General features: G+C 63.2%; 14 protein-coding genes and 1 other RNA gene. 2 read left to right on the top strand and 13 right to left on the bottom strand.

The annotated features are described in order from the left end of the window. Positions 1 to 38: 38 nt before the first annotated feature. The 13 genes from murC to rsmI all read right to left on the bottom strand — a co-directional run bounded on the left by murC (position 39) and on the right by rsmI (position 14,130). Complete coding sequence (gene murC / locus I6L33_RS02000) at positions 39 to 1,493, bottom strand: UDP-N-acetylmuramate--L-alanine ligase (RefSeq protein ID WP_010635950.1); 1,455 nt, start codon at positions 1,491 to 1,493, stop codon at positions 39 to 41. A 2-nt stretch (positions 1,494 to 1,495) separates the two neighbouring features. Next, positions 1,496 to 2,575, bottom strand: a complete 1,080-nt coding sequence (gene murG / locus I6L33_RS02005; RefSeq protein ID WP_010635949.1) for an undecaprenyldiphospho-muramoylpentapeptide beta-N-acetylglucosaminyltransferase — start codon at positions 2,573 to 2,575, stop codon at positions 1,496 to 1,498. Next, on the bottom strand, positions 2,575 to 3,756 hold the full coding sequence (gene ftsW, locus I6L33_RS02010) for a cell division protein FtsW (RefSeq protein WP_201879844.1): 1,182 nt from the start codon (positions 3,754 to 3,756) through the stop codon (positions 2,575 to 2,577). Before ftsW ends, murG begins: the two co-directional genes overlap by 1 nt. Beyond that, complete coding sequence (gene murD / locus I6L33_RS02015; protein WP_201879841.1) at positions 3,753 to 5,036, bottom strand: UDP-N-acetylmuramoyl-L-alanine--D-glutamate ligase; 1,284 nt, start codon at positions 5,034 to 5,036, stop codon at positions 3,753 to 3,755. The genes ftsW and murD overlap by 4 nt, the downstream gene beginning before the upstream one ends. Positions 5,037 to 5,039: 3 nt before the next feature. Then, complete coding sequence (gene mraY, locus I6L33_RS02020) at positions 5,040 to 6,122, bottom strand: phospho-N-acetylmuramoyl-pentapeptide-transferase (protein WP_201879838.1); 1,083 nt, start codon at positions 6,120 to 6,122, stop codon at positions 5,040 to 5,042. After that, the gene (gene murF / locus I6L33_RS02025; protein WP_065017276.1) at positions 6,116 to 7,471 is read right to left on the bottom strand and encodes a UDP-N-acetylmuramoyl-tripeptide--D-alanyl-D-alanine ligase; all 1,356 of its coding nucleotides are present in this window, start codon (positions 7,469 to 7,471) and stop codon (positions 6,116 to 6,118) included. The genes mraY and murF overlap by 7 nt, the downstream gene beginning before the upstream one ends. Then, entirely contained in the window at positions 7,468 to 8,952 is a 1,485-nt protein-coding gene (gene murE, locus I6L33_RS02030; protein ID WP_216973469.1) for a UDP-N-acetylmuramoyl-L-alanyl-D-glutamate--2,6-diaminopimelate ligase, read from the bottom strand. Before murE ends, murF begins: the two co-directional genes overlap by 4 nt. Continuing rightward, positions 8,933 to 10,687, bottom strand: a complete 1,755-nt coding sequence (locus I6L33_RS02035) for a penicillin-binding transpeptidase domain-containing protein (RefSeq protein ID WP_216973470.1) — start codon at positions 10,685 to 10,687, stop codon at positions 8,933 to 8,935. The genes murE and I6L33_RS02035 overlap by 20 nt, the downstream gene beginning before the upstream one ends. Then, positions 10,684 to 10,998, bottom strand: a complete 315-nt coding sequence (gene ftsL / locus I6L33_RS02040) for a cell division protein FtsL (RefSeq protein WP_005305726.1) — start codon at positions 10,996 to 10,998, stop codon at positions 10,684 to 10,686. Before ftsL ends, I6L33_RS02035 begins: the two co-directional genes overlap by 4 nt. 3 nt (positions 10,999 to 11,001) lie before the next feature. After that, positions 11,002 to 11,940 (bottom strand): 16S rRNA (cytosine(1402)-N(4))-methyltransferase RsmH, encoded by a 939-nt coding sequence (gene rsmH, locus I6L33_RS02045; RefSeq protein WP_019839161.1) that lies wholly within the window; start codon positions 11,938 to 11,940, stop codon positions 11,002 to 11,004. Continuing rightward, positions 11,941 to 12,399: a division/cell wall cluster transcriptional repressor MraZ gene (gene mraZ, locus I6L33_RS02050; RefSeq protein WP_005305730.1), complete on the bottom strand. Its 459-nt coding sequence runs from the start codon at positions 12,397 to 12,399 to the stop codon at positions 11,941 to 11,943. Between the two features lie 448 nt (positions 12,400 to 12,847). After that, an RNA gene (gene rnpB, locus I6L33_RS02055) (RNase P RNA component class A) lies at positions 12,848 to 13,234 on the bottom strand. 62 nt (positions 13,235 to 13,296) lie between these two features. Beyond that, positions 13,297 to 14,130 (bottom strand): 16S rRNA (cytidine(1402)-2'-O)-methyltransferase, encoded by an 834-nt coding sequence (rsmI, locus tag I6L33_RS02060; RefSeq protein WP_005305861.1) that lies wholly within the window; start codon positions 14,128 to 14,130, stop codon positions 13,297 to 13,299. A gap of 79 nt (positions 14,131 to 14,209) precedes the next feature. On the opposite strand from rsmI, the gene I6L33_RS02065 reads away from it, so the two are divergent. Together I6L33_RS02065 and I6L33_RS02070 are read left to right on the top strand one after the other, a co-directional pair. Continuing rightward, a complete protein-coding gene (locus tag I6L33_RS02065) occupies positions 14,210 to 16,117 on the top strand; it encodes a penicillin-binding protein activator (protein ID WP_081013004.1) in 1,908 nt (635 codons plus the stop codon). Further along, positions 16,038 to 16,430 (top strand): YraN family protein, encoded by a 393-nt coding sequence (locus tag I6L33_RS02070; protein ID WP_254204172.1) that lies wholly within the window; start codon positions 16,038 to 16,040, stop codon positions 16,428 to 16,430. Before I6L33_RS02065 ends, I6L33_RS02070 begins: the two co-directional genes overlap by 80 nt. The last annotated feature ends 7 nt before the right edge of the window (positions 16,431 to 16,437 follow it).

A 16,437-nucleotide genomic window follows, 5' to 3' on the forward strand; every position in this document is an offset into this window, starting at 1 on the left:
TAGGCCCCGGCTTGGCGGTCAAAATACTCATTGGGCCCTCAGGCGCCGGATTTCATGCTCTCGATGCTCAATTTCATCTCGCCGAGACGCCGTGCCAGCGCCCCGACGTTCCCTGCCCCCTGGGTCAGCACCAGATCGCCCTCGCCGACCAGCCCGGCCAGTACCGCCGGCACATCGTCCGGCGTCGCGACAAAGATGGGTTCCAGACTGCCGCGGGAGCGGATGGAGCGGCACAGGGCGCGGCCATCGGCGCCCGGAATAGGCTCTTCACCGGCGGCATAGACCTCCAGCATCACCAGCACGTCCACCTTGGAGAGCACGTCAGCGAAATCTTCATAGAGATCGCGGGTGCGGGTGTAGCGGTGCGGCTGGAACACCATCACCAGTCGCTTCTCGGGCCAGCCGGCGCGGGCGGCGTTGATGGTGACCTTGACCTCGCTCGGGTGGTGACCGTAGTCGTCCACCAGCATGGCCTTGCCGCGGCCGGTCTCGAACTCGCCATATTGCTGGAAGCGGCGACCCACCCCTTCAAACTTGGCCAGCGCCCGGATGATGGCATCATCGCCGATCCCGTCCTCGGTGGCGACCGCAATCGCCGCGGCGGCATTGAGGGCATTGTGGATGCCGGGCAGATTGAGGGTTACCTCCAGCTCGCCGGCATCCTTGCGACGGACCCGGAAACGGCTGCGGTTGCTGGTCTGCACGAAGTCCAGCACCTGCACGTCGGCATCATCACTCAGGCCATAGGTGATGGTGGGACGCGCGATCTCCGGCAGCATGCCGCGGATCACAGGGTCATCCACGCACACCACGGCCAGCCCGTAGAACGGCAGATTGTGCAAAAAGTCGATGAAGGTGGCCTTCAGCTTGGAGAAGTCGCCACCATAGGTATCCATGTGATCCGCTTCGATGTTGGTCACGATGGAGACCATCGGCTGCAGATGCAGGAAGGAGGCGTCGCTCTCGTCCGCTTCGGCGATCAGATAGCGGCTGCTGCCCAGACGGGCATTGGTGCCGGCGCTGTTGAGCAGGCCCCCGATGACGAAGGTCGGATCCCGGTCCGCTTCGGCATAAATGCTCGCCACCAGACTGGTGGTGGTGGTCTTGCCGTGGGTGCCGGCGATGGCGATGCCATGGCGGAAACGCATCAGCTCGGCCAGCATCTCGGCGCGGCGCACCACAGGAATGCGCAGCTCGCGGGCAGCCAGCAGCTCGGGGTTGTCCTGCTTGATGGCGGTAGAGACCACCACCACGCTCGCCTCGTTCACGTGCTCGGCACTGTGGCCCACGAAGATGTGGGCACCGAGGGACTCGAGCCGTTCGGTCACCGCATTGCGGGCCAGATCCGAGCCGGTCACCTGATAGCCTTCGTTGGCAAGGACTTCTGCGATACCGCCCATCCCGGCCCCACCGATGCCGATGAAGTGAATGCGACGCACCCGGCGCATTTCAGGGATAACGGTACGCAGTTTTGCCAGTTCAACCTTGGTCATAATCATCTCTCGCTCTGCCCGGTCGCCAGGCGTTTGCACTCATCGGCGACCCGCTCGGCGGCATCGATGATGGCGACGCGACGGGCGGCCTGGGCCATGTTCAATAGGGTTTCCCTGCGCCCGGCAAGCCAGGAGAGACGCGCAGCCAGCGAGGCCGTGGTCAGCTCGGATTGGGGCAGGAATTCAGCCGCACCGCCGTCGACCAGAGTCAGGGCGTTGCGGGTCTGGTGATCATCCACCGCGTGGGGCAGCGGCACAAAAATGGCGGCAACCCCGGCGGCGGCGACTTCGGAGACGGTCAGCGCCCCGGCCCGGCACACCACCAGGTCTGCCCAGGCATAGGCACCGGCCATGTCCTTGATAAATTCACTCACCTCGGCCGCCACGCCCTGCTTGGCGTAGGCCTCGGCCACGGCATCGCGATTGCCCTTGCCGCACTGGTGACGCACCTCGATGGGCACACCGGCCGCCGCCACCGCCGGCGGCACCTGCTCGTTGAGCACCCGGGCCCCCAGGCTGCCACCGACGATCAGCAGCCGCAGCGGCTCTGCACTGCTGCGCAGTTGCGGATCCGGCAGGGCCACCACCTCGGGGCGCACCGGGTTGCCCACCACGGCGGTGCGACGGCTCGGGGCAAAGGCGCCCGGGAAGGCCATCAGCACCCGCTTGGCGAGACGGGCCAGCAGCTTGTTGGTCATGCCGGCCGCAGCATTCTGTTCGTGCAGCAGCAACGGGATGCCGGACAGCCAGGCGGCCACGCCACCCGGACCGGAGGCAAAGCCGCCCATGCCGAGCACCACGTCGGGGCGAATGGTCTTGAGCACCCGGCGCGCCTGCAGCACGGATTTGACGATGCGATAGGGGGCCGCCAGCAGCCGCTTGATGCCATTGCCACGCACCCCCTGGATATCGATGAAGGAGATGGGATAACCATGGGCAGGCACCAGCTCCGCCTCCATCCGGTCGGCGGTGCCGAGCCAGTGAATGGTCCAGCCCTGGGCCTTGAGGCGATCGGCCACGGCCAGACCGGGGAACACGTGGCCCCCGGTACCGCCTGCCATCACCAACAGCGTCTTGCTCACTAAACCTCCCGCACGCGCGCCTGGGCACTGGCCTGACGCAACTCGAAATCGATACGAATCAACATGCTCACCGCCACCATCATGATGATGAGGCTCGAACCACCATAACTGACCAGCGGCAGGGTCAGACCCTTGGTCGGCATCATGCCGCTGGCGGCGCCGACGTTGACGAAGGTCTGGAAGCTGAACCAGATGCCGATGCCGATGGCCAGATAGCCTTCATATAACCGCTCCGCCACCAGCGCCTGATGGCCCAGCTTGAGCGCCTTGACCGAGAGCGCGAAGATGAGGAAGAGCGCGCCCAGCACGCCCACATACCCCAGCTCTTCACCCAGGATCGCAAACACGAAGTCGGTGTGAGCTTCCGGCAGGTACTCCATCTTCTGGATGGAGTTGCCGAGCCCCTCGCCAAACCAGCTGCCACGACCAAAGGCCATCAGCGACTGGGTCAGCTGGTAGCCGCTGCCGAACGGATCGGCCCAGGGGTCGAGGAAGGAGGTGACCCGCCGCATCCGGTAGGGCTCGGCGATGATCAGGGTCACTACCGCGCTCACCCCCACCAGGATGAGGCCGATGAACTGCACCAGGCGAGCGCCGGCCAGGAACAGCATGCCCAGCGACGTCACGAACATCACCACCACAGAACCCAGGTCAGGCTGTGCCAGCAGTAGGATGGCTACCACGAACAGCACCGCCATCGGCTTCATGAAGCCGATGAAGCGCTCGCGTACCTCGCTCTGGCGGCGTACCAGGTAGCCGGCCAGATAGACAAACAATGCCAGCTTGCCAAACTCGGCAGGCTGCAGGTTGAAGGGGCCGAGCGGCAACCAGCGCACCGAGCCGTTGACGCTGCGCCCCACCAGCAGCACCAGCACCAGCATGACGATGGCCAGCAGCAGCATGGGGCCGTTGTAGTGCTGCCAGCGTGCCATCGGCACCTGCAGCACGAACCAGGAGATGCCGAGCGCCATCAGCAGAAACAGGCCATGGCGCTTCACGAACATGAAGGGATCGTTGTTGATGGCGATCCCCTCCGGGATCGAGGCGGACGCAACTATCACCAGACCCACCGCCATCAGCGCCAGCGCCAGCACCACCAACTGCCGGTCGTAAAGACCGGCAGGGCGTGCCGGCAACAACCAGCGCTGCAGGAAGCCCGCTACTGTGCGCAGGGCGTTCATAAGGCCATCACCAGCTCGGTGAAACGATCACCGCGCGCTTCGAAAGACTTGAACTGGTCCAGGCTGGCGCAGGCGGGTGCCAGCAGCACCCAGTCGCCGGGCCTGGCATCGGCAGCCGCCTTGGTGACCGCGGCATCGAGATCGGCAACCCGCTCGGTCTGCTCACCCAGCGCCAGCAGCACCTCGGCATCCTGGCCGAAACAGTACATGTGATCGATCTGGCTGCCGAGCAGCGCCTGCACCGGGCCGAAATCTTGGCCCTTGCCCTGACCGCCGGCCAGCAGCAGCAGACGGCCTTTCACCGATTCACGCACCCCGGCCACGGCGGCCAGGGTAGCCCCCACGTTGGTAGCCTTGGAGTCGTTGATCCAGCGCACCCCGTTCACCTCGCGCACGAAGCGGGCACGGTGGGGCAGCCCCTCGAACCGACGCAGCACTCGCAACTGCGGCTCGCGCGGGATGCCGACCGCATCGCACAGGGCCATGGCGGCCAGTGCGTTGGCTTGGTTGTGGGCGCCGACGATCTTCATCTCGTCCACCGCCAGCAACGGCTCGCCGTGCAGGGTCAGCCACTGGCGTCCCTCCAATTCACAGCGCCCGTAACCGTTGCAATCGAGACCGAAGCTCTGCCACACCTGACCCACGTCGGGCAGGGTCTGGGCATCGTCACGATTGACCAGAATGTGCTGGGAGTGCTGATGGATCTCCATCTTGGCGGCGCGGTAGTCGGCCATGCCTTGATAGCGATCCATATGATCTTCACTGAGGTTCAATACCACGGAAGCGGCGGCGCGCAGGCTGTGGGTGGTCTCCAGCTGGAAGCTGGAGAGCTCCAGCACGCAGAGATCCATCGGCTGCTTGAGCAGCTCAAGCGCCGGCGTGCCTATGTTGCCACCAACGCCCACCTTGAGGCCGGCTTCGGCGATCATCTCGCCCACCAGGGTAGTCACAGTGCTCTTGCCGTTGGAGCCGGTGATGGCGATGACCGGCACTTCGGTGTCGCGCACAAACAGCTCGATGTCACCGACGATCTGCACCCCGCACTCGGCGGCGGCTTTCAGCTCGGGGGTGGCCAAGGCGATGCCCGGGCTCGCCACTATCATGTGCGCCTGCTTGAGGCGCTCGCCGTCCAGCCCGTGAATGAGCTCCACCTCGGGCGGCAGCTGATCCTTGCCGGGCGGGTTGGCGCGGGTGTCCATCACCAGCGGCGTGACGCCACGGCCGAGGAAGTAGTCGACGCAGGAGAGTCCGGTTTTGCCGAGTCCGATGATGATGACCATGGCTTACCTCACCTTCAGGGTGGCAAGGCCGAGCAGCACCAGCATGAGGGTGATGATCCAGAAGCGCACGATGACGCGCGGCTCAGGCCAGCCCTTCTTCTCATAGTGGTGATGGATCGGCGCCATGCGGAAGATGCGCACGCCGCGCAGCTTGTAGGAACCTACCTGCAGGATCACGGAGACGGTCTCCATCACGAAGACCCCGCCCATGATCACCAGCAGGAACTCCTGACGCACCAGCACGGCGATGGTGCCGAGCGCGCCGCCCAGCGCCAGGGAACCCACGTCCCCCATGAACACCTGGGCCGGATAGGTGTTGAACCAAAGGAACCCCAGACCGGCGCCGACGATGGCGGTACAGACGATCACCAGCTCGGAGGTATAGGGCACGTAGGGAATGTGCAGGTAGCTGGCAAAATTGACGTTGCCGGTGGCCCAGGCGATGAAGGCGAAGCCCCCCGCCACCATCACGGTCGGCATGATGGCCAGACCGTCGAGGCCGTCGGTCAGGTTGACCGCGTTGGAGGTGCCGACGATGACGAAGTAGGTCAGTACGATGAACATCAGACCGAGCTGCGGCATCACGTCCTTGAGGAAGGGCACCACCAGCTGGGTCTGACCGTCGTGGGTGGCGGTGGCGTAGAGGAACACAGCCACCCCCAGCGCAACGGAGGACTGCCAGAAGTACTTCCAGCGGGCGATCAGGCCGTCGGTGTTCTTGCGCACCACCTTGAGGTAGTCATCGGCGAAGCCGATGGCGCCGTAGGCACCCAGCACGAACAGCACCAGCCACACATACGGGTTGTCGAGACGGCACCAGAGCAGCACAGAGATGAAGATGGCGGCGATGATCATCAGGCCGCCCATGGTCGGGGTGCCTTTCTTGCTCAGGTGTGACTCGGGACCGTCATTGCGGATCACCTGGCCGAACTTGAGGATCTGCAGGCGACGGATGAGGCGCGGCCCCATCCAGAGCGCCACCACCAGACCGGTGATGATCGACAAGATGGCGCGAAACGTCAGGTAGGAGAAGACGTTGAAGAAGGTGAAATGCGGGGTGAGCAGTTCCGCCAGCCAGACTAGCATGTGGCCGACTCCTGATGGTCTTTGACCATCTCGACGATATCTTCCATGCGGGAGCCGCGGGCCCCCTTGACCAGAATCGAAATTTCTTGATGTGTTTTTATCATTTGCGCAAGCACTTCAAACAACGACGCCTTGTTATCGAAATGTCGGCCAGCCGCGGCATCTGCGGTGTGGCGACTCTGTTCTCCTACGGTCAGCACGGCATCCAGACCGCGCTCACGGGCGTGGCGACCGACCCGGGCATGCTGCTCGGCGGACTCCTCACCCAACTCCTTCATGTCACCAAACACCAGCACCTTGTAGCCGTTCATGGCAGTCAGGGTATCGATACCCGCCAGCACGGACTCCACGCTAGCGTTGTAGGTGTCGTCCACCAGGGTGAGGCCACCCCAACGCTGGACGCAGAAGCGGCCCTTGACCGGCGCCATCTGCTCGAGCCCGGCCTTGATCGAGGCGAGCGAGGCGCCGAGCGCCAGCGTGCCGGCGGCGGCGGCCAGGGCGTTGGCCACGTTGTGGCGACCCGGAATGGCCAGAGTCAGGCTCACCTCACCCTGCGGGGTCACCATGACGAACTCGGCACAACCCTGCTGATTGATCACCACGTTTCTGGCGTGGAACGGCTGATGCTGATCCTCGATGGAGAAGGCGCAGTGAATGCCGCGGGCCTGCCATTTGGGCCAGAACTCGTTGTCGGCGTTGACGATGGCGGTGCCACCTTCACCCAGCCCCTCAAAAATCTCGCTCTTGGCGTGGAACACCCCTTCCAGCGAGCCGAAGCCCTCCAGATGGGCGGCCGCCACGTTGTTGATGATGGCGGCATCGGGTCTGGCCAGCGAGGTGGTCCAAGCGATCTCGCCCGGGTGGTTGGCCCCCAGCTCCATCACCGCGAACTGGTGTTGCGGCTCGAGGCGCAGCAGGGTGAGCGGCACCCCCACCTCGTTGTTGAAGTTGCCGGCGGTGGCCAGCACGTCCCCTTCCTGGCGCAGAATGGCGGTCGCCATCTCCTTCACCGTGGTCTTGCCACAGCTGCCGGTGATGGCCAGCACTTTCGGGTTGATGCGCTCGCGCACCAGCCGACCGAGGCGACCCAGCCCCTTGAGGGTATCGGCCACCACCAGCTGGGGGATCGCCAGCGGCAGTTCACGCTCCACCAGCAGGGCGGAGGCACCGGCAGCCACGGCCTGGTCGCAGAAATCGTGGGCATCGAAACGCTCGCCGCGCAGCGCCACGAACAGCGCGCCGGCACCCAGGGTACGGGTGTCGGTACTGACAGCCGTGATCGCTTCGTCTTCACCAATCAGACGGGCATCGAGTACCTGCGCCAGCTCGGCAAGCCTGAGGGTCATCATGCGAATGACTCCAATAATGTGTGCAAGGCGGCCGCGACGGTTTCCCGGTCGCTGTAGTGCCGCTTGTCGGTTCCAATGATCTGATAATCCTCGTGGCCTTTACCGGCCACCAGGATGATGTCCTGTTTGCTTGCCTGGCTCAGCGCCAGCTGGATCGCCTTGACCCTGTCGTGCTCGATTTGCACGGCGTCGGGATCGCGAAGACCCGCCACCATGTCGGCCATGATCCGGGCCGGCTCCTCGGTACGGGGGTTGTCGTCGGTCAGGATCACGCGATCCGCATGCAGCTCGGCCATGGCGGCCATCATGGGACGCTTGCCGCGATCCCGATCGCCGCCACATCCCACCAGGCACCAGAGCCGTCCTTCACAGTGCACCCGCAGGGCCTGCAGCGCCTTCTCCAGCGCATCCGGCGTGTGGGCATAATCGACCACGGCGAGCGGCGCCTTGCCGCCACCGAAACACTCCATGCGACCGGTCACCGGCTGCAGTTGCGGCGCGCTGGCCAGCAACTCGTCGAAGTCATAGCCGAGCACCAGCATGGCGCCCATCGCGGCCAGCACATTGCTGACGTTGAAGCGCCCGAGCAAGGGGGCGGATAATACACCATTCCCCCAACTGGAGTTAATCTGCGTGCGAAAACCTTGCTGGTGGAAATGGGGGTCTTGCGCCGTCAGCTGTCGCCCCGGGTGATTGGCCACCGGGCCGTGCACGCTGAATGCCACCGCGGCCGGATAAGCAGCCAGCCACTGACGACCCAGGCGGTCATCGGCATTGAGCACGGCGCGAGGTTCTGCCACCAGTTTCAGCAGCTCTTCCTTGGCGGCGCCATAGGCCTCCATGGTGCCGTGATAGTCCAGGTGATCCCGGCTCAGGTTGGTGAACACGGCAGCGGCAAACGGCAGTGCTGCCACGCGATGCTGCACCAGACCGTGGCTGGAAACCTCCATCGCCACCAGATCCGCCCCCTGCGCCTGCAGGGCGGCCAGATTGGCTTGTACCTGCAGCGCGCTGCCGGTGGTGTTTTCAGCTTCGATAAGATCGCCGAACAGGCCGTTGCCGATCGTGCCCATCACCCCGGCCTTGCCCCCCAGCAGGGTGCGCCAGTTGGCGACCAGCAGTGCCGTGGTGCTCTTGCCGTTGGTGCCTGTGATGCCCACCAGCGCCAGCTTGCTGGCCGGCTGGTCGTAGAAATAGCCGGCCAGCTCGGAGAGGCGGGCCGGCAGATTGGGCACGCCGATGCAGGGCACGGTCAGCGTTGGTGCCACGAATTCCCCGTCCTCTTCAAACAGTACGGCGGTCGCTCCCTGAGCCACCGCCTGTTCGATAAACCGTCTGCCATCCACCTGATGCCCGCGAATCGCCACGAAGAGACAACCGGGCCCGACGCGTCGACTGTCCAGCTGGATGTCGGTGAGTGCGAGCGCCGGGGCAGTAATGCCAAAGGGGCGCATCAGCTGATCAAGTGCGCGGGACAACATTGGGAGCCTCCGTACGGGCAAGTTTGGTGGGTACCGCTGGCGGCACCGCGTCGGGACGAATATTGAAGAGTTGCAGCACCCCGCCCATGGCTTCGGCAAACGGCGGGGTCGCCACGGCGCCACCGTAGTAGGCATCGCCCTTGGGCTCGTTGATCACCACCACCATGACGAAGCGCGGGTTGCTGGCCGGGGCGAAGCCGGCGAACCAGGCCATGTAATCCTTGCCGTAGCCGCCGGCCACGGCGACCTTGGCGGTACCACTCTTGCCGCCAACCCGGTAGCCAGGGATTTTGGCTTTCGGAATGGCGTTGTCGACCACGTACTCCAGCGCCTGCAGCATGGCGGTGGCGTTGTTGTGATCGATGACCTGCTCGCCCTTGGGCGGCTCGCTCACCTTGACGATGGAGATGGGCACCCGCTTGCCCTTGTTGGCCAGAGTGGCATAGGCAGAGGCCAGCTGCAGCGGGGTCACCCGCAGGCCATAGCCGAATGACAGAGTAGCCCGTTCGATATCGGACCAGCGCCGACGTTGAGGCAGCATGCCGCTGCTCTCGCCCATCAGGCCGCTGCCGGTATCCATCCCGAAACCCACCATGCTGAGGGTGTTGATCATCTCCTGGGCCGGCATCCGCAGTGCGATACGCGACATGCCGATGTTGGAGGAGTAGCGCAGGATGTCGTACAGGTTGGTCGCCTTGTGAATACTCACGTCGCGGATCTGCTTGGCCCCGATGAACAGAGGGCCGCCCTGGATGGTGTCCTTCCAGCTGGTGACGCCGGCCTGCAGGGCACTCAGCAGGATCAGGGGTTTGACGGTCGAACCCGGTTCATAGGTGTCGGTCACCACTCGGTTGCGCACCCGGAAACTCTGGTACTGGCCGCGGTTGTTAGGGTTGTAGGAGGGGGTGTTGACCATGGCGAGCACCTCACCAGTCTTGACGTCCAGCATCACCATGGAGCCGGAAGTCGCCTTGTTCTCGTCGGTGGCCCGCTTGAGTGCCCGGTAAGCCAGCGCCTGTACCCGCTGATCGATGCTCAGCTGCAGATCGTTGGCGTTCTTGCCCTCTTTCACCAGCCCGAGCCGCTCGATGACCCGACCCTGCCGGTCCTTGCGCACCCGCATCTCGCCCGGGGTCGCGGTCAGCCATTCGTCATAGCTGCGCTCGATCCCCTCGATGCCGTGCCCATCGATGTTGGTCACCCCCACCAGATGGGCGCTGATCTCGCCGGTCGGATAGAAACGGCGCGACTCCGGACGCAGGTAGATGCCGCCCAGCTTGAGCCCCTTGATGTACTCGGACACCGCCGGCGTCACCTGCCGCTGCAGGTAGACGAAGCGCTTGCTCGGGTTGGAGATACGGTGCTTGAGGGTGTTGATGTCGAGCTTGAGCACGGCGGAGAGCGCCATCCAGGCGCGTTCGTTGTGGATGGCACCGGATTCATGCACCGTCTTGGGATCGGCCCACACCGCTTCGACCGGTACCGATACCGCCAGCTGTTCACCGTTGCGATCGGTGATCATGCCACGCACCGCCTGGGTGGAGGTAGTGCGCAGCGAGCGCATGTCCCCCTCCTGACGCAGCCTGTCCGGGTCGATCACCTGGATCCAGGCCAGCCGCAGGATCAAGCCGGCAAACGCAATGCCGATGAAAAACACCAGCGTGCGAAAGCGCCACGGATAGAGTGACGGGGCTTTGACCTTGGGTTGGGCCTTGGCGGATGCCTTGCGTTTCATGGTTGTGTAATTACCTTCTCGGTGGTCACCAGCGGGCGAGCCATCTGCAACTTGTCCATGGCCAGACTCGCGACCCGGGAATGCTCTGCCAGCGTGCCCTGCTCCAGCAGCAGGTGGCGCCACTCGATGTTGAGCCTGTCCTCCTCCGCCATCAGATCATTCTGCTTGGCGGTGAGGCCGCGAGTCATGTTGGTCACCAGGATCACCGCAAAGGCGGTGATCAGCACGGCGATGGCCAGCACCACCTGCAGCTTGTGCCGCCAGAGATCGCCGAGGATCTCTCTGGCCAGATGAACACGCACCTCGCTCATGGCTTACTCCGCCAGCCGCTGGGCCACCCGCAGCACCGAGCTGCGTGACCGGCTGTTTTCGTTGACTTCATGCTCGGAAGGCTTGAGCGCCTTGCCGACCGATTTCAGTTTGCGACCGCCGGCCAGCTGGGCCTCGGTCAGCGGAATGCCGTGCGGCACTTCCGGGCCTTTCTCGTGCTTGCGGATGAAGTGCTTCACCAGCCGATCTTCCAGCGAATGGAAGCTGATGACGGAGAGGCGGCCGTGGGGGGCCAGCACTTCCAGGGCCCCGTTGAGTGCGGTCTCGATCTCGTCCAGTTCGCTGTTGATGTAGATGCGGATGGCCTGGAAGCTGCGGGTGGCAGCGTGCTTGCCCTTTTCCTTGCTCGGATTGACCCGGGCGATCATCTCCGCCAGCTGGCGGGTGCGAACATAGGGCTCGGTGACCCGGTCATGCACGATGGCGCGGGCAATCTTCTTGGCAAAGCGCTCCTCACCGAAGGTCTTCAGTACCCAGGCGATGTCGTCCACATCGGCCCTGGCCAGCCATTCGGCGGCGCTCTGACCGGAAGTGGGATCCATCCGCATGTCGAGCGGACCGTCCTTCATGAAGCTGAAACCGCGCTCGGCATCGTCCAGCTGGGGGGAAGATACACCCAGATCCAGCAGGAAACCGTCGACCTTGCCCAGCAGGCCGCGCTCACTCAGGTAGGTGGTGATGCCGGAAAACGGGCCGTGCACGATCTCGAAGCGCGGATCCTGGATCTTGGCCGCTTCGGCGATGGCCTGGGGATCCCGATCGATGGCAATCAGACGGCCATTGGGGCCCAGCTGCTGCAGGATAAGGCGCGAGTGACCGCCCCGGCCAAACGTACCGTCGACGTAGATGCCGTCCGGCTTGATGGCCAGCCCTTCGACGGCTTCGTGCAGCAGCACTGTAATGTGTTCAGCGGCTTGGGTCATTTATAAAGAGAAATCCTGTAGTCGTGGCGAGCTTGCCCAGTCATCCTCGGGCAGGCCCTGAATGTCGTCATTGACCTGTTGTTGCCAGCGGGCTTCATCCCATAGCTCAAATTTGTTGAGCTGGCCCACCAGCATGATTTTCTTGTCCAGCCCCGCGTGGCTGCGCAGTGGCTGGCTGAGCAGCAGACGGCCATTGCCGTCCAGCTCGCATTCGGTCGCATGCCCGAGCAACAGCCGCTGCAGGCGGCGCTCAAGGGGATTCATGCTGGAGAGGGTCTTGAGCTTGCGCTCGATCTCTTCCCATTCGTTTAGGGGGTAAAGCAGCAGACAGGGGTGGGCAATATCGATGGTGCAGACCAGCTGGCCCTCGCTCTCGTCGCGCAGCCAATCACGGTACTTGGTCGGAATCGCCAATCGCCCCTTGCTGTCCAGGCTGATGGCATGCGCACCACGCAACAAATTGCAGTCCCTGAAAATGAGTTAAAGGGGGCAAACCGCCCGATAAAAACCACTTTGATCCACTTTTCCCCACCTTGAAGTTTAAGGACGTGCTGAGGGCTTTTCAAGCGAGGATCTCGGGCATGGGGAACATATTGACGCAGCATTTTCGCTGCGAGGATTAAATGAGTTGATTTTCCACAAGTTATTTGTGTTACCCGCAATTCGATTAATTTTCGGCAATTAAAAAACTGACGAATTACGCGAATAAACATCAGCCATGCAGGTCACGTTTCTCCAGCGCCATCACAATACTGACATCATGGACAAAAACCACATAACAGATTGATATAAAGCACATTTGTTAAGCAGGGCCAGCCCGATAGTAAATATTCCGAGTCAACCGAGACAGTATTTTACAGTTAATAAAAAGAGCCTTGCGATAAATCGCAAGGCTCTTCAGGAAAGAGGTCGGAGTCGGCCTGTAAGCCGGGTTCTGTACCGGGTTGCCCCGGGTAGCAATCATTCCTCTAGGCCAGCAATCGCTCGCTGGCTCAAGCAACCTACCCGCCCCCAACGCGGGCCGCGCCAATAGGGGCCTATTTGGTCTTGCTTCGGGTGGAGTTTACCGTGCCACGAACTGTTGCCAGTCGCGCGGTGCGCTCTTACCGCACCCTTTCACCCTTACCTGATCCCTTGCGGGCCATCGGCGGTCTGCTCTCTGTTGCACTGGTCGTAGGCTCGCGCCCCCCAGGCGTTACCTGGCACCCTGCCCTGTGAAGCCCGGACTTTCCTCCCCTCCGCCTGTCTGTCCCGAGGGACACAACGACGAAGCAGCGATTGCCCAGCCAACTCCGAGGCGCGGATTATAGCCTCGTGATGCCGGCGGGGTAAACCGGCAATTCCCGTTTACGGCAATTAATAGTGCTCGAGGCCGTACTTGTAGAGGGCATTCTTCTTCACGCCGTGGATCTCGGCGGTCAGCGCCGCCGCTTTTTTCAGCGGCAGCTCGGCCACCAGCAACCCCAGGGTGCGGATCGCCTCAGCCGGCAAGGCCTCTTCGTCCTTGCTCGCCCCCGCCACCACCAGCACAATCTCGCCGCGGCAGCGGTTTTCATCTTCGCCGAGCCAGGTCAGCATCTCGGAGGCAGGCAGACCGTGGATCGACTCGAAGGTCTTGGTCAGCTCGCGGCAGACCACCACCTGGCGCTCACCCAGAATGCGGGCGATCGCTTCCACCGTCTCCTGTACTCGGCGCGGCGATTCATAGAACACCAGCGAGCGGGTGTCCTCAATCACGGCCTGCAGACGATCGTCGCGCCCCTTGGCTTTGGCCGGCAGAAAACCCTCGAAGGCAAACCGGTCGGTGGGCAACCCGGCGGCGGAGAGCGCCGTGATGGCGGCGCAGGGGCCGGGCAGCGGCACTACCTTGACCCCGGCTTCGCGACAACGGGTGACCAGGTGATAACCGGGGTCGCTGATGAGCGGCGTGCCCGCGTCGGAGACCAGAGCCACGCTCTTGCCCTCCTTGATACGGCCGATCAGCACATCGGCTTTCTGCTGTTCATTGTGATCATGCAGCGCAAAGGTCGGTACCGAGATCTGGTAGTGGCTGAGCAGGATGCCAGTATGGCGGGTATCCTCGGCGGCCACCAGATCGACGCTGCGCAGCACATCCAGTGCTCGCTGGGTGATGTCGGCCAGATTGCCGATCGGAGTGGGGACTATATACAGGGTTGGGATGTCACTCATGGGAGCTCCGAGTGTCCCGACAATTGTGTCGCCATATTGGCCCGTTTACACTATGGAGAATTTCAACACTGGTCGGGGAATGAACTTGAACCGGGTTATAAAGCAGCTAAGTGTATCACGACTCTTCGGCATCCTACTCGCGGCAGTCCTGCTCGCCGCCTGTGCGTCGGAGCCCAATCAACCCGCTGGCCAGTCCGGCATGCCGTCGGCCTTCTCGGATCTTACCAAGAATGCCCAGTGGTATCTGGCCCAGGTGGACCCGGCTAAACCGGCCGAAGCCTTCACCTGGCAAGTGATGGCGGCGCGCAGCTATCTGGCGCTCGGTCAGGCCAAGCCGGCCGCGGCCCTGTTCCAGCAATTGCAGAAGCAGGCCCAGAGCGCCGAGCAGAAGGCCCAGCTGCAACTGCTGCAGGCTCACCTGCTGCTCGCCCAGGGCAACGCCAACCAGGCGCTGATCCTGCTGGAAGGCAAGCCCGATGTGGCGCTGGATGCTGATACCCAGAAGGACTGGTACCGCCAGCGCGTGGTGCTGCAGCTCGACATCAACAACAAGTTTGGTGCTGCCAAGTCGCTGATCCTGCTGGAGCCCTACCTGGCCCAGAATGAGCTGGCCACCAATCATCAGCAGATCTGGTCCCTGCTCAAGAGCATGACCCCTTCCACCCTGCAGGCGCTGGAAGAGGCACCGGCTCCCGATGTCACCACCGGCTGGCTGCGGCTGGCAGCGCTGGTGAATGAATTCGGTGCCCAGCCCAATCAGCTGGCTCGCCAGCTGGCCGGCTGGAAACAGGCCTTCCCGAACCACCCGGCCCAGAAAGACATGCCGGCCGGACTCGGTGATCTGGCCACCAGCAACATCAATGCCCTGCAGCAGATCGCCGTCTTCCTGCCGCTGTCCGGCAACCTGGAACCGCAGGGTGCGGCAATCCGCAACGGCATGCTGATGTCTTACAAGGAAAATCAGAGCCAGTTTACCCTGAACTTCTACGATACCCAGACCAAGTCGACGGCGGATCTCTACAAGCAGGCCATTCAGGAAGGGGCCAACATGATCATCGGCCCGCTGCTCAAAGACAGGGTCGAGGAGCTGCTCAAGGCCAATCCGACCGTGCCTGTACTGGCACTCAATGAGCTGGACAAGCCGATCGTCAACGACACCACCTATTACTTCTCCCTCTCAGCCGCCGCCGATGCAACGCAGGCTGCCCAGTACCTCTATGGCCAGGGTTATCGCAAACCCCTGCTCATCGCGGCACAGGGACGGATCGGCTACAGCAGCATCAAGGCGTTTGAACAGGCCTGGGCGACCGTAAGCCAGGACAAACCGGTCGTGGCCACTTTCGGTGCCCGCAACGAAGTGCAGGGTATGGTCAAGAATGCGTTGAGCGGCCGCTCCACCGCCCGGGCTGGCGAAGTGGTTCAGCTCTCCGCTGCCGCCCCGCGCAGCATCGACGTGGTCTATGTGGTCGCCAACAGCCTGGAGACCCGGATGATCAAGCCCTACGTCGACATCTCGGTCAATCCGATGGGCAGCCTGCCGATCTACAGCAGTTCGCGCAGCTACGACAGCGCCACCACCGAGGTGGCCTCCGAGCTCAACGGCATGCACATCTCCGACATGCCGCTGCTGCTTGGTGGTTACGAGAAGCAGCGCGAGCAGATCGCCCTGCTCTGGCCGCAGACCCAGGGCGACCTGCTGCGTCTGTTTGCGCTGGGCTATGACGCCGTCAGCCTGGCTGAGAACCTGCAGCAGATGCGCAAGGTCAACGCCATGCAGCAGCCCGGCATGAGCGGTCAGCTGAGCGTGGATGCCGGCGGCAACATAGTACGGGTACTGGACTGGGCCACCTACCAGAATGGCAAGCTGGTCAGTGACAGCGCCATGCCCCAGCTCGAGGGAGTCCCCCATGAAGGTACTTCTGGCACGGATGCGCCGGCAGTTACAGAACCTGTTCCCGTCACCAACGAGCAAGGGACAGCACTTTGAGCAGGTAGCGGAGCGCTGGTTGCAGGCCCGCGGCCTGCAACCCGTGACCCGCAACTATCGCTGTCGGGGCGGCGAGATCGATCTCATCATGCGCCAGGGGGAGATCCTGGTGTTTGTTGAAGTCCGCTATCGCGCCCAGGCCAGCCACGGCGGCGCCGCCAGCTCCGTCACCCGACGCAAACAGCACAAGATCGTGCTGGCGGCACGCCACTATTTCAAGCAACATGCCATCAACGAGGCCAACCAGGCCTGCCGATTCGATGTGATCGCGTTCGAAAGCGACCAGCCGGACTGGATCCAGAACGCATTTTAAGAGGACC

Source organism: Aeromonas sp. FDAARGOS 1403 (genome assembly GCF_019047325.1).
In the GTDB taxonomy this organism is placed as follows: Bacteria; Pseudomonadota; Gammaproteobacteria; order Enterobacterales; family Aeromonadaceae; genus Aeromonas; species Aeromonas dhakensis.

Excerpts from the sequence above, each read along its gene's own strand:
- rsmI (WP_005305861.1), bottom strand. The coding sequence starts at position 14,130 with ATGAGTGACATCCCAACCCTGTATATAGTCCCCACTCCGATCGGCAAT.
- murF (WP_065017276.1), bottom strand. The coding sequence starts at position 7,471 with ATGATGACCCTCAGGCTTGCCGAGCTGGCGCAGGTACTCGATGCCCGT.
- ftsW (WP_201879844.1), bottom strand. The coding sequence starts at position 3,756 with ATGAACGCCCTGCGCACAGTAGCGGGCTTCCTGCAGCGCTGGTTGTTG.
- murE (WP_216973469.1), bottom strand. The coding sequence starts at position 8,952 with ATGTTGTCCCGCGCACTTGATCAGCTGATGCGCCCCTTTGGCATTACT.
- ftsL (WP_005305726.1), bottom strand. The coding sequence starts at position 10,998 with ATGAGCGAGGTGCGTGTTCATCTGGCCAGAGAGATCCTCGGCGATCTC.
- I6L33_RS02070 (WP_254204172.1), top strand. The coding sequence starts at position 16,038 with ATGAAGGTACTTCTGGCACGGATGCGCCGGCAGTTACAGAACCTGTTC.
- murD (WP_201879841.1), bottom strand. The coding sequence starts at position 5,036 with ATGGTCATCATCATCGGACTCGGCAAAACCGGACTCTCCTGCGTCGAC.
- rsmH (WP_019839161.1), bottom strand. The coding sequence starts at position 11,940 with ATGACCCAAGCCGCTGAACACATTACAGTGCTGCTGCACGAAGCCGTC.
- I6L33_RS02035 (WP_216973470.1), bottom strand. The coding sequence starts at position 10,687 with ATGAAACGCAAGGCATCCGCCAAGGCCCAACCCAAGGTCAAAGCCCCG.
- I6L33_RS02065 (WP_081013004.1), top strand. The coding sequence starts at position 14,210 with ATGAACTTGAACCGGGTTATAAAGCAGCTAAGTGTATCACGACTCTTC.
- mraY (WP_201879838.1), bottom strand. The coding sequence starts at position 6,122 with ATGCTAGTCTGGCTGGCGGAACTGCTCACCCCGCATTTCACCTTCTTC.
- murC (WP_010635950.1), bottom strand. The coding sequence starts at position 1,493 with ATGACCAAGGTTGAACTGGCAAAACTGCGTACCGTTATCCCTGAAATG.